The sequence below is a fragment of the uncultured Methanobrevibacter sp. genome, assembly GCF_902788255.1.
Classification (GTDB): domain Archaea; phylum Methanobacteriota; class Methanobacteria; order Methanobacteriales; family Methanobacteriaceae; genus Methanocatella.
On the sequence record NZ_CADAJR010000010.1, the window covers coordinates 46,147 to 58,770 of the forward strand.

A 12,624-nucleotide genomic window follows, 5' to 3' on the forward strand; every position below is an offset into this window, starting at 1 on the left:
AGTTAATTTGAGCAATTAAACTTGGATTTTTCCATATTGGAGTTTTAAAAACATTTATATAAGATAAACTTATAAAGTTTTATCCACTCATTATGAACTACTATAAATTAGTATAATCATATTTTACTATAAAATTTTCGTAATGAGAACCAAGAGGTGGAAAAATTTCGATAAAAAATAGAGCATTAATTATATCTATTGCATTAATGATTTTCCTTGTTATGGGAGCAGTTAGTGCAGCGGAATCAATTAATGGTTCATATACAGAAGATTCAAATAATATTATTGGAGATAATGATGATTCATTGTCTGCAAATAATAAATTAGAAATTTCTAACGAGGATTCTATCTCAGAAACTAATATAGTTAATTCTCATGATGATAATTTGGGAGGTTACCCTGATGATGAGGTATTGAACAGTATCGATTTATATTATGAGGGTAATGATCAAAAACAATCTTTCATTGATCTAGGAGCAGACGGGGAAAATACTTTATGCGCAACTGATTCAAGTTCTGATAGTGTCATTGCTGATATTTCAAGTAGTGATATCGTTGGTGCTGACAGTTCAGCTCAGTCAGGTATTATTGCTGCTAGTCCTGTATCTACAAAAATAAATGTTGTTGATACTCACTACACCAAATCATCAACATATTTTGATGTTACTTTAACTGATGTAAACGGTAAAGCCATAGCCAATCAGAAGGTTTCATTGGTTATCAATAAAAAGACATTTTCAGCTATTACTGATTCCAAGGGTAAAGCTGTAATCAAAACTAATTGTTTGGCAGTCGGAACATACACCGTTTCTTTAAGCTATGGGGGTAATGAAAATTATTCCTCAAGTTCCGCTTCAAAGAAAGTTAAAGTATTGTCATCTGTAGTTGGAAAAGATTTAACAAAATATTGTGGTGATACATCAAAGTATAAGGTTACACTTTGGAATGGAAATTCCGTATTGAAAAATACAAAAGTCACATTCAAGTATGATGGAAAATCTTATACTGGTAAAACTAACAATAAAGGTCAAGTTAGTTTAAATAAATTTTTAGCTGCTGGAAAGTATACTGTTAGTGTAACTAATCCGGTAACTGGTGAGAAAGTTTCACATAATATTGTGGTCAAAAAGGATCAATCCAAATTTGAAGCAAAATCCAAAATATATGTGCACCCTAACAAAAAAGGTTCACTTACTGTAGTTTTAAAAACCAAACATGATGTTGAACTCAAGAATAAGAAAATCACCTTTACTTACAATGGTAAAAAAGTAACCAATAGGACTAATGTGAATGGGAAAGCAACTTTGACTATTCCTGTTCTTGCTAAAGGTACTTATAATGTCAACTTTAAGTATGGTGGTAATGACGATTTCTATTCAACATCAGGCAGTGCAAAAGTTGTGGTTGCAGAACCTACTACAAAACTGTCTTCTCAAATAGTGGTACAGTACTATGGGGAAAGTTCTAAATTCAAAGTCAAGTTAACCAATTCAACTGGTCATGCACTTGCAAATAAAAATGTTAAAATTAAACTTGATGGTAAAACTACTGTTTGTAAAACCAATAAAAATGGTGTGGCACAAATTTCTTTAAAAAATATTAATCCTGGAACTTATTCCGCTAAATATTCATTTTCAACCAAAGGATTGAAAGATTACAGTTACGGTTCTAAAAATGTAATCATTTTGAAATTGGTTGGTGTGATTACAGCTAAAGATTTGACCATGAAAGTAAACGATAATTCAAATTATCAGGTAACCGTTAAGGACAAATCTGGAAAGGTTCTTAAGAATGTTAAAGTTAAATCCACTATCGGTAATAAAAATTATTATTATATAACCGATTCAAATGGAAAAGCTAAATTCGAAGTAACCCAAACCACTGGAAAGTATAATATCAAGACTATTCTCGCAGATCCATACTATAAATCTGCTCCAGTAACTAAACAGATTATAATTAAGGGGACCAAATTCGTTGCAAGTAATACTAATGTTCCTGAAGGGGCTAAGGCTACCTATTCTGTAAAAGTGGTTAATGAAAACAATAAAGTTGTTAAAAACAGGAATGTTAAATTTACTATAAACGGTAAAGAATATAGCGATAAATCCGATTCAAACGGTATAGCTAAAGTTAGTTTAGGTGTATTACCTAAAGGAAATCATGTAATCAAATTTAATGACGGATCTGCATACGGCTCCGCAAAGATTACTGTTATGAGCAAGGTAACTGTTAAGAATTTAGTGGCCGCTTCAAAAAGCGTCAATAGCTATATTTCAAAACATTCAAAGTTACCTTCATCTGTTAAAATAGGTGGTGTCTCTTTTAAGACTGCTGATTATTTATATTTAATTTCAAAAGCTATTGTAAATTTGAAAAATGGTAAAAAAAGCGATATCCCTATTAAAGTTATAAAAAATCCAAGTAACCCTAAAAAAGCAACATCTTTGGGTTATTTGAAAGATTATCTTAGTGTAGCACAGAAAATTGTTAAGACTGCAGAATCCAAAGGCAAAATGCCTAATTCTGTTAGTTCTAAAGTAGGAGCAATAGGTTACGATGGTGTTGTTGCAATATTGGCCAAAGTAATGGTTTCATATGGTAAGAATAACAAGATGCCATCATCTTACATACATGTAACAGCTTTTTCAGATTCTTCCTCTACTAAGGCTGGAGGGATAAACATGAAGAATACTATAAGTAATTTGGCAGCATATCTTGCGGCTTCTACTAACTGTCAAGTTAATGATGCTAAAATCAAGAAGTTAGTCTCCAAACTTATTAAGGATTGTAAGACCGAAAAGGAAAAAGCCACTAAACTTTTCAATTATGTAAGGGATACAATATCCTATAGTTTTTACTATAACACAAGATTCGGAGCTGTCGGAACATTGAACGCAGGAACAGGTAACTGTGTTGATCATGCACATTTAGTTGTTGCAATGTGTAGGGCAGCCGGTTTGGCAACTAGATATGTTCACGCTACATGTCATTTCAGTAGTGGAAATACATATGGACACGTATTTGCTCAAGTATTGATTGGTAATACTTGGACTGTTGCCGATGCTACAAGTTCTAGGAACTCGTTAGGTAATGTAGCTAATTGGAATACAAATAGTTATAGTCTTCATGCTATAACTTCAAGTATCTCATTCTAATTAGCTATTTTTTATTTTTTTTTTAAAATTTTTTTATTTCTCTTTTTTAATAGCTATGATTTTATACCAGTTTTAATAAATGTTATAATTAACAAGCTAATTAGGACAATATTATGAATTCTAAACGGTATAATAAAGTGGCTGTTGGGGGAACCTTTGACAAATTTCATGACGGACATAAGAAATTGCTGTCCACTGCCTTTGAAATTGGCGATGAAATTGAAATTGGAGTAACATCTGATGCTTTTGGAGGTTTAAAAGGAGATATAGATTCTTGTAAGGAGAGAATGAGTAATCTTAAATCTTTTTTTTCTGATAAATATAATTTTGTAGTTGTTCCATTGGAAGATCCTTACGGCACTACAATTTATGATGCTGATTTTGAAGCTATCGTTGTAACTGAGGAGACCGAACCCACTGCCGTTGAAATTAATGAGATTAGAGTTTCTAAAGGTATGAAACCTTTGGATATTGTTGTTGTTAGTTTTGTTTTGGCCTATGATGGAAATCCCATATCTTCCACACGTATTCGAAGTGGTGAGATTAATCAAAAGGGGAATTTCATTCAATAATCAAAAATATTATCGATATGTTTATATGTGCAGTTCGATAAAAATATAATTGACATAAAATTAATTTTTTATGTAAAGAGAGGTGGTTATATGGCAGTAAAAATTAACTCAGATGTATGTGGACACATCGAAAACTGTCCTGTACAAGGGTTATGTATTAAACTTTGTGAACAAGGAGCAATCATAGAGGAAAACGGGGATGTAAAAATCGTTCCTGAAAATTGTGATGATTGTGATCTTTGTATACAAAATTGTCCAAATCAAGCTATCTCCAAAGCGTGAGGGATAATATGTTTAATATAGAAAGAAGTGGTGAAGAACACCGTAAATTGACTTATAAAGATGAAAATTGTGTTGGTTGTGGCATATGTACTGATGTATGTCCGACTGAATCTTTAAGGTTAGGTCCGATTGTGCCGATAGCAAGAGGGCTGATTGAAATGGATTTGATATCCGTCAATAAGGATTCATGTGTATTTTGTGGTTTATGTTCTGTTGCATGTCCATTTGATGCGTTGACATTGGCAATTGATGGAATCGATGTTAAACAAACAGAATCTTATCCTAAATGGGATGTCAATTCTGAAATAGATGAGGAAGAATGTATTTATTGCGGCAGATGTGATGCTGTTTGTCCGCAGGATTCTATTATTTTTAAAAGAAATCTCCCGAAACCTGTTGATTTGGTGAGGGGTGAAATAGATATTGATAAGGAACAATGTATTTACTGTTCTTTTTGTGCGGAGTTATGTCCTGCCCAAGCTATTACAATTAAGAACATTCCTACATCCAGTGCTGATTTGGTTTATAACTCAATTGATGTTGATTTGTCAAAATGTATTTTCTGTGGCGTTTGTAAGAGAGTTTGTCCTGAAGATGCAATAAAACAAATCTGCTCATCATGTATGTATCATGATGAAATTCCTGAAGTTGAAATTACCGGTGAGGCATTTATTTTGGAGTCTTCATGTGTAAACTGTTCATGGTGTTCTGAGATTTGTCCTGTTGATGCAATTTCAATAACAAAACCGTTTGAAGGTGCTTTGGAATTGGTTGAAACCGATGAAAAAGTATGTAAAGGAACTTCCTGTCATGCTTGTCAGGATGTCTGTCCATGTAATGCGGTTGAAATTGTTGATGGAAAATCACAAACTAATCTGGACTTCTGTAATCTTTGTGGGGCCTGTATAACAGCATGTCCGCAGGATATTAGGGTTCTTTCTAGAACCGCTATGAAATTGAATAATATTAATTCAGAATCTTGGAATGAAATATTAAATACTTTATTGGTAGGAAAATAGAGAGTAAAACTCTCCATTTTCATATTTTATTTATTAAAAAATCTCTTTCTTCATTTAACAAATTTTTGATATTTGTTTGCATTTGGTCAGTTATATGGGACATATAACCGCCGACAAGGAGTACGATTATTATTAATCCTCCGACAAGCAAGATTAATTCAGCGCTTCCCTGTCCTTTGTTGTCAAGTTTTCGTCTATACATGGGTGCGGTTGTCAAGTATGGTGTTTCTCACATCTATGATGTCGTCTTTTGCTTTTAGACTGACATCACTGGTGTTCATATATGATCTGTATATTGTTAAAGCGAGTAGGGCAATAACAATAACTCCTCCAAACAGTAGAATGTATTCTGCTGCGCCTTGACCAGAATTTTCTTTGAAGAATTTTTTCATTTTTCTCATTTTTTCTCACCAATATAGTAGTAGTTTCTTTTACTATATTAATATTACTATTTTATAAAAAAGTATTACTTAAAACTTTTTTTTCAGGCTATTTTTCTTTTTTTATCCATTAACTTTATAAATGGTTTTTAATATATTAAATAATAGTTAAATAATAGAGTGATATTAACTGATACGGGTGAAAACGTGGGAAATACAATAAAATTAGTTTCAGGATTTATTTTATTTGTCATTGGTGTCCTCATAGCATATGAGACAACTGTCTATAATTTACTAGATATCCTGTTAATAGTTGGTTTAATTATTTCAATTGTTGGAATAATAATTTTAATCAGCTATTTTGTTGATTCAAATGCGGATAGGACTACTAATAAGATTAAAGAATTTATAGAGTCTCGTGAAGGCCAACCTTCCTTTAGAGGACTTGAAAGAAAATCTGAAAAAGAGACTTCCAATGGTCCTTTAAAAGTTAGAAGAGAATTTAATGATGAATATAACAGAGAATTCAATGAAGAAATGGTTACTGGGGATTATCCAAATTCCGATGGTAGCTATTTCAATGATGATTATGAATATGATGATTCAAAAGCGGTTTTGAATGTTGTTCCACAAGATGAAACTGAAGTTACTTTTGACAATCAATTGGAGTTTACTCCTTATTATGGAAAACCGTTAAAGGTCACACGTGCTCCAAAAAGAAGGGATGCAGATTATTTTGCTGAAGACCCATCTGATTTCATAGTGGAGACTGCCAATAATTCCAATGATATTCAACGTGCATTGGCAGAAGAGGAACCTGTTGTTGAACCGGTTAGGGAGATTCCATCATTGGCTCCTGAAAATCCTGCAAGGGATATAAAAATCGATGTTAACAATCCGGAAAGTTTGCCGATTCCAAAATCTCTGAACAGTTATGTACTTTCAGATGATGGGGTTTTAACATCAAAAGAAGCATTCGATAATCTTGCTGTTAATGTTAACAAGGAAATCATGCTTGAAATTCCTTCACTCAACGATTTGTCAGACAGATTCCTTTCACATGTTCCTACAATATATTCCAGAGTAATCATTGATGAGTTTGACGTTTCAGACATGTCCTACATGTTCTTGATTTCTTCTCTCTTAAAACAGGGAGTACATATCAAAACAGTTCCTAAGGTTCATTCAATTAACTTAATTACCGATGATTCATATGCAATGATTATTTCAGAAGGTAAAAATGATATGGAATACGGTGCCATATACAATGACAGAAATTCCATTTCAAACATTCGTGCCGATTTTGAAAGAACATGGAACATCGCATCCAATCTCGATGAAAACATATTGATGAATGCGGCTAACAGTGGTGTTGCATAATGGAGATTCGTTGGCTTGGACATTCAGCATTTGAAATCATTAGTGATGACGATGTCAGAATTTTGATTGATCCTTTTATCAGCAATAATCCAGCTTGTGAAGTACCTGTTGAAGAATTAAACCCAGATATTATTTTAATTACTCATGGACATTCAGACCATTTGGGTGATGCATTGGAAATTTCAAACAGAACCAATGCTCCAATTGCTTGTGTCCATGAAATTTCACTCTTTTTAGCAAAACAAGGTATTAGAAACATCAGTGTCAATATCGGCGGTTCATTTATATTTAGAAACATTAAATTTACCATGCTCGATGCAAAACACTCTTCAGACATTGACATTGTTGAGGAAATAGTGCCTGGAGGTACTGCAGGAAGCTTTTTAATTACCTTTGAAGACGGCACTAAAATATTCCATACCGGCGATACTGGACTGTTTGGTGATATGAAAGATGTTATTGGTGCAATTTACAAGCCTGATGTGGTAATGGTTCCTATTGGTGACAAGTTTACTATGGGTCCGTTTGAAGCTGCTTTGGCTACCATGTGGATGAATCCTAAGGTGGTTATTCCAATGCATTACAATACATTCCCGCCTATAGAACAAGATCCGGCAATTTTTGCTAACTTCGTAAGTCAGTTCAACCCTAACATTGATGTTGTGGTTATGAACCCTGACGAATATTTTGAATTTAATCCTGAAGACTATCAGGATTAATAATTTTCATATTTTTTTTGCAAGTGATATTCCTCGTCGATGTCACATTTTCCGGATGGCAGTACTCTGATTATATCATCCAGTGTCAACAGGTCATCCTCGTTTATTTTATGTATTATTTTTTTGGCTATTGCCTCTTTTTTCATAAATCCAGGTTTCACTACAACAAAATTGTCGCAGTGTGCTTCGAGTGCATCTATAGGACCTGCCATAATTCGTTTTCCCTCATAGTCAACAATACCGATTGCCAGTTTTACCCTTGCACCTCTTATATAATTTCTGTGGCCCCTTATCACAAATGATCCTTTTGCCAAAAATTCCCCCGCTTCAGGTGTTTTTGAAACTTGGTCCGGGTGAACCCAAAATACGTCTTGAGATGTGTAACCAAGTGACCAAGCAGATGAAAATGATGCGGCAAACTCCCCGGATTCTTTAAGGAGATTATCATTTACTTTATCTCCATTTAATTTTATGGCAGTTGATGATGCACCATGTATATCCGCATGAAGGTAAATGTCATTTGGGTCCAGATATTTTTTGACAACGCTCTCATTGCTGTTGGCGTCACGTCCTCCGATGACCAAGTGGTTATCGGAACTTATGAACCATCTCAATTTTTCATACCACTTGAGATTCTTTTTCACCCTCTTTTTTGGAACCGCAATGTTTTCCATCGCTATGTCCTTTTTGGCCTTGATGTCTTCAAGCTGTTTTTTGGTATTTTCAATAGCTATTTCAGCACCTTTTGTTTTTCTTTTTGCCTTTTTAGCCTTTTCATAATAATTTTCAGCATTTTCAGGTATGGTAAGTTTTGGGTCAATGGTTAAACTGGTATCGTCTATTCTCAGGGTCAATACTCCGAGCTTATCGATTGACTCATAAATCTGGGCTTCTGCCATGCCTTCCTTTTTGGCGTTTTTCAAAGTTTTGCCAATATCCTTGAAAGAGTAGTCCTTACTCCTTGCTTGGTTGACAACATTAACTATGTTTTCGATGGCAGGGTAATTAGAATAGATAACCTCTCCTTTATGTTGACTGTCTTCGATTGTTTTATGAAAATTATTGAGTGTCTCTTGTTGTAAACGTAACCTTTTTTCGAACTTGTTTACTTTCTTGTTCCATGCTGATTCCTTGACACTTACTATGTCAACATTTACCTTTTTGGAGTAGAACTCATCGCATGCCTCATTGAATGAGTCGAAGTATGTCTTTTCAAAGTCATCGTAATTAACCAGATCCAGTGCAACAACATCCTCTTTTGAATCGCTTTTGACAATCTGTGGCTTGATGTTTTCATCGTTGAGGCTGTCAAAGAGATTCTTGAATCCCTGGTATAGTCCTTCCAGTTGATTGTCTGTTAATTCGTTGTTTGGGGTGTTTTTATCAATTTCAGTTATGTCATTTGCCCTTTTGATGATCTCTTCAGCGTACAGGCTTCCAAGGCCGTTTCTTGCAAGGGTCCTTACCGCATCACTTTCCTCATCATCAAATATGCTTTTGAATTCGTCCTCTGTGGTGCTTATAGGGTTAATTCCACGTTCTTCCGGAAAGACGTATTGCTGTTTTGAGCTGATGTCCCTGGTGCTCCAATGTTTTCTTTTAAGTGGGAGAATGATATTGTCCTCGTCATCAAGAAGGATGATGTTTCCCTTGTCGAAGAGTTCCACAATGATTGTGTAGTACTTGTCCTTTTTCACCCTTATTTCAACTACACGGTCAAAATTGTGCTGCTTGATGCTTTCGACATGGGCGCCCTTGATTTTTTTTCTCAAAAGCATAGGAAATCTTGGTGGTGTGGTAGGATTTTCAAGCGGATATTGGCTTGTATGTATTCTTGAGCCACATTGCATGACCAAATCCACTCTTCCGGTTCCAGGAACGTGAAATCTCATGACTACGATATCCTTGGTTGGCTGGAATGATTTATCTACTCTGGCACCACTTAACAGGTTATTCAATTCATTACTTATTGTGAAAATATCAACATTGGACATTGATTTCATTATAAAACACCTTTAATTTAAACAATACTTTAATATATTATAATCACTAAAATTATATTAATATATTTAATTTAATGGAGGATATAAATGGACGCTACTGTAAAAGTTACTAGTATTCACATAGTCGCAGGTCTTATTGCAGCGTTACTTTCCGCAGGTCTGACTGCAGGCTGGTTCGGATTTAAAAATGATGTATTTGCATTCTTTGTTGCTGTAATAATATTATATTTTGTCGGTCAATTTTCTCAAAAAATTGCTGGAGATGAAATCTCCGGATTCAGCCAATGGCTTTGGGATGGAATTTCACCATTCTTCTTTACCTGGGTTATTTCATACACATTATTTGTAATGTACTTATAATCCCCCAAAGAAAATCCATATTAAAACAATTAATAATGCTGTGATGAGTAAAACTGGAGCTATAATCTTACTGACGGCCACTACTGAACTTATTGTTGAAATCAACTCTGTTGAATTTTTAGGTCCGAATGTATTAAGATTTGTTATTTTTTCGGTTCCAGTTCCAACTTCTACTTTTTCCAAATCTTCAATAGCTTCTTTTATACTGATTTTTACATATTCAATAATTTCGGCTCTTTTTGCAATGCCTATCGGATTGTATCCCCTTGAGAGGGTGTTGACTGTATGGGTATCGGTTGTCATGACTTCGATTTCATCGATGTCCATATCACTGACAGCATCGATTATCTCCTGCCTGAATCCGATTTCCATATTGTTGGAGTCAAACAGAACATAAGCTGTTCTCTGGCCTGCAACCTCAACAATCATTGTCTTAATTCCGCTTTCTCCGATTCCTTCATTCTTGTCAAGGTCATCCATGTTGTTTTCAAAGCATCCTACTTTTATATCGAATTTTTCCTGATTTGGATCTATTTTGTCAATAACGTCTATCAATTGGAAAACTTCAGGATTTCCCGGAAGAACCTCCCCGCTTTCAGCGGTAAATGAGTTGTGACAATCCACAATGATGGAGTCTTTAACTTTACAGTGGCTTCTGCTTTGTGCCATCATTGTAAGGCCCACTCCGAATTCTATATCGTCAACCGCTTCGGGAGCAAATGTGGAAAGTATTACCATACCCTCATTGAAGAACTGCACTCCGATATTTGCCTTTTCGCTGACGTATCTTATGAATCTGCTCGCATTTTGGGAATATTTCACTTTGTTCAATCCTCTTTTCACTGATTCCTCAACCTTGTCTATTTCAGAAACTGCAATCGGATTGAAGTCATGTGTTGATGGACCATGTGCCACCATGGTAAAATGGTCGAACCTGTTTGCAAGGATTGTTGGCATGTTTGAACCTCCCAAATCACCTAAAGGTCCCGGGTGGACGGATGGGGATATGAAAAGTGCCTTTATACCGTTTTCTGTTTTGAAGCTGACAAATGTGACGATTGTATCGATTGCCTCGCTCATGTTTTCAAAGAGGCCCTCAAGTGAATTGGATCCCTCATTCATATGTGCGATGAATAGGCTTAGCAAATCCAGAACACCAATTCCCAAATTCTTCTTGAATGGGGAGGCGATTACTGTAATGAATGCATAGATTGCCAAAACAAAGATTATTGAAGCAATGAATGCCTTCAATATTACCTGTATGAGTATAGGACCTATAAAACTTGTATCAATAAACAGGAATGAAATCAGGACATACATTGTCAGGATGAGGATAGGCTGGATGAATCCTGTAATGGCAGCTACTGTAAACCTCACCTTTGATGTTGCCCAGAAAACAAGGGTATTGAATCCATAGATTATTACACAACCGAAGAGTGCGGATTCAATGAAAATGTCAATATTGAGTATTCTTGATATTATGCATCCCAAAATGATAAATCCTCCCAGGATGAACATGGAAAGTCCTGATAGAAACATTGAATGTTTTATTTTTAAGTTTATACCATGAAGCGATTTGATCACCTGCTGGTTCAATGCTCCGCTCATGATTGATGACACTCCCAGCACCATCAGTCCGAACAATCCTCCGTAAATGAAATCCAATAGTGGATTCTGATTTGGAGTCAAATCAATTAGATAAAAAACACTTCCGATTAGAAAACTTATAACTAATATTCCTAGAATGGAAAATTTAGTTTTTGGTAGGGTTTTAATGTATTTTGATAACCCTGCGACACTACTCATACTTGACATGATATTTTGTCCTATACCTTTTGCTTAATGTTATATTATAAAATTGGTCATAACTATATATTAAATTTGTCTAAATGAAAAATAATTATCTCAATAGTCTAGAGAGTATATATTTTTGTATCATTCAAAATGATTAAATCACTGCTTTTGTATCATAGGGCACTGTTTGTCTTTTTTTGATTTGAAAATCACATTATAATGTCTTATCGAAGTTTAAATTATGCAAGTAAGCACTTACTTTCGAAAATATTTATATACTGTTCAATTCTTAAATAATGCTAAGTGAAATTTTAATTACATTATTTTAAATATGTAAGTAAGTGCTTGCATTCAAAAGGGTATAATGGATTTTTCATCGATTAAACTAAGTAAAAGTTTAATTGCATTTTATCTTAAAAATGCGAGAATACCTCGAATTCTATAAGTCGAGAATGACTCGCAAATTGGATGTACTTTTGTTAACTATCTAATTTAAATACTTATTTTTTTTAAAAGAAGCTTATTTTATAATAACTGATGTGTATTAATATTCAGTATAAACTTTTTTGGGATTGTTTTCCTTATTATAATTATTTTTTTTATATGGAATTTTTTTTGATTATCATTTGCTCTCTTACTGTTTCTTTATATATGTAGGATGTTGTTAATTTAATATTAGTGAGTCTTTAATTTGTGTATGTTTGAGATTAAAGAATCATGATTAAATTTAATTCAAAAAAAATAATATATGGTTGATTTTTAATGGTTGAGAGGATTATAGGCATTAAGGTTAGAATTAAACCTACACTGGAACAGATTGAAGAGTTTCATAAGAATTTCGGTTGTGTCAGGAAAGTTTACAATCTAACCTTAGCTGAATACAACAAATTATACAAGAAAGATAAGACTCTAAAACCTACCTATACTTTTTTAAATAGTTTGATGATGAAATTTAAAAAA

12 protein-coding genes are annotated in these 12,624 nt (G+C 34.0%); 8 read left to right on the top strand and 4 right to left on the bottom strand.

Translation table 11 applies throughout. The annotated features are described in order from the left end of the window. Nucleotides 1-206 precede the first annotated feature (206 nt). From QZV03_RS03755 to fwdF, 4 genes are all read left to right on the top strand, one after another. Complete coding sequence (locus QZV03_RS03755; RefSeq protein WP_296874370.1) at nucleotides 207-3,155, top strand: transglutaminase domain-containing protein; 2,949 nt, start codon at nucleotides 207-209, stop codon at nucleotides 3,153-3,155. Nucleotides 3,156-3,268: 113 nt separating this feature from the next. Continuing rightward, nucleotides 3,269-3,727 (top strand): phosphopantetheine adenylyltransferase, encoded by a 459-nt coding sequence (locus QZV03_RS03760; protein WP_296874371.1) that lies wholly within the window; start codon nucleotides 3,269-3,271, stop codon nucleotides 3,725-3,727. Between the two features lie 90 nt (nucleotides 3,728-3,817). After that, the gene (locus tag QZV03_RS03765; protein WP_296874372.1) at nucleotides 3,818-4,009 is read left to right on the top strand and encodes a 4Fe-4S binding protein; all 192 of its coding nucleotides are present in this window, start codon (nucleotides 3,818-3,820) and stop codon (nucleotides 4,007-4,009) included. Nucleotides 4,010-4,017: 8 nt separating this feature from the next. After that, complete coding sequence (fwdF, locus tag QZV03_RS03770; protein ID WP_296874373.1) at nucleotides 4,018-5,028, top strand: tungsten-dependent formylmethanofuran dehydrogenase subunit FwdF; 1,011 nt, start codon at nucleotides 4,018-4,020, stop codon at nucleotides 5,026-5,028. Between the two features lie 19 nt (nucleotides 5,029-5,047). Here fwdF and QZV03_RS03775 read toward each other — a convergent pair whose 3' ends face one another. After that, a complete protein-coding gene (locus tag QZV03_RS03775) occupies nucleotides 5,048-5,230 on the bottom strand; it encodes a class III signal peptide-containing protein (protein ID WP_296874374.1) in 183 nt (60 codons plus the stop codon). Further along, entirely contained in the window at nucleotides 5,223-5,429 is a 207-nt protein-coding gene (locus tag QZV03_RS03780; RefSeq protein ID WP_292805659.1) for a class III signal peptide-containing protein, read from the bottom strand. Before QZV03_RS03780 ends, QZV03_RS03775 begins: the two co-directional genes overlap by 8 nt. Before the next feature lie 186 nt (nucleotides 5,430-5,615). On the opposite strand from QZV03_RS03780, the gene QZV03_RS03785 reads away from it, so the two are divergent. Then, complete coding sequence (locus QZV03_RS03785; protein WP_296874375.1) at nucleotides 5,616-6,788, top strand: hypothetical protein; 1,173 nt, start codon at nucleotides 5,616-5,618, stop codon at nucleotides 6,786-6,788. After that, nucleotides 6,788-7,507 carry a metal-dependent hydrolase gene (locus QZV03_RS03790; protein ID WP_296874376.1) on the top strand — a complete coding sequence of 240 codons (720 nt, stop codon included), beginning with the start codon at nucleotides 6,788-6,790 and terminating at the stop codon, nucleotides 7,505-7,507. Before QZV03_RS03785 ends, QZV03_RS03790 begins: the two co-directional genes overlap by 1 nt. Here the strand turns inward: QZV03_RS03790 and rqcH are convergent. Then, on the bottom strand, nucleotides 7,504-9,510 hold the full coding sequence (rqcH, locus tag QZV03_RS03795) for a ribosome rescue protein RqcH (RefSeq protein ID WP_296874377.1): 2,007 nt from the start codon (nucleotides 9,508-9,510) through the stop codon (nucleotides 7,504-7,506). The genes QZV03_RS03790 and rqcH overlap by 4 nt on opposite strands. A gap of 87 nt (nucleotides 9,511-9,597) precedes the next feature. Here rqcH and QZV03_RS03800 point away from each other — a divergent pair, with 87 nt between their 5' ends. After that, nucleotides 9,598-9,870, top strand: a complete 273-nt coding sequence (locus tag QZV03_RS03800; RefSeq protein WP_296874378.1) for a hypothetical protein — start codon at nucleotides 9,598-9,600, stop codon at nucleotides 9,868-9,870. Here the strand turns inward: QZV03_RS03800 and QZV03_RS03805 are convergent. Continuing rightward, nucleotides 9,865-11,685, bottom strand: a complete 1,821-nt coding sequence (locus tag QZV03_RS03805; protein ID WP_296874379.1) for a DUF2070 family protein — start codon at nucleotides 11,683-11,685, stop codon at nucleotides 9,865-9,867. The two genes, QZV03_RS03800 and QZV03_RS03805, sit on opposite strands and share 6 nt — an antisense overlap. A gap of 741 nt (nucleotides 11,686-12,426) precedes the next feature. Between QZV03_RS03805 and QZV03_RS03810 the strand changes: the two genes are divergently transcribed. Beyond that, the coding region (locus QZV03_RS03810; RefSeq protein WP_296874380.1) for a helix-turn-helix domain-containing protein at nucleotides 12,427-12,624 on the top strand (198 nt) is incomplete at its 3' end.

Coding starts and splice junctions, on each gene's coding strand:
- QZV03_RS03755 (WP_296874370.1), top strand. CDS start 207: ATGATTTTCCTTGTTATGGGAGCAGTTAGTGCAGCGGAATCAATTAAT.
- QZV03_RS03760 (WP_296874371.1), top strand. CDS start 3,269: ATGAATTCTAAACGGTATAATAAAGTGGCTGTTGGGGGAACCTTTGAC.
- QZV03_RS03765 (WP_296874372.1), top strand. CDS start 3,818: ATGGCAGTAAAAATTAACTCAGATGTATGTGGACACATCGAAAACTGT.
- fwdF (WP_296874373.1), top strand. CDS start 4,018: ATGTTTAATATAGAAAGAAGTGGTGAAGAACACCGTAAATTGACTTAT.
- QZV03_RS03775 (WP_296874374.1), bottom strand. CDS start 5,230: ATGTATAGACGAAAACTTGACAACAAAGGACAGGGAAGCGCTGAATTA.
- QZV03_RS03780 (WP_292805659.1), bottom strand. CDS start 5,429: ATGAGAAAAATGAAAAAATTCTTCAAAGAAAATTCTGGTCAAGGCGCA.
- QZV03_RS03790 (WP_296874376.1), top strand. CDS start 6,788: ATGGAGATTCGTTGGCTTGGACATTCAGCATTTGAAATCATTAGTGAT.
- rqcH (WP_296874377.1), bottom strand. CDS start 9,510: ATGAAATCAATGTCCAATGTTGATATTTTCACAATAAGTAATGAATTG.
- QZV03_RS03800 (WP_296874378.1), top strand. CDS start 9,598: ATGGACGCTACTGTAAAAGTTACTAGTATTCACATAGTCGCAGGTCTT.
- QZV03_RS03805 (WP_296874379.1), bottom strand. CDS start 11,685: ATGTCAAGTATGAGTAGTGTCGCAGGGTTATCAAAATACATTAAAACC.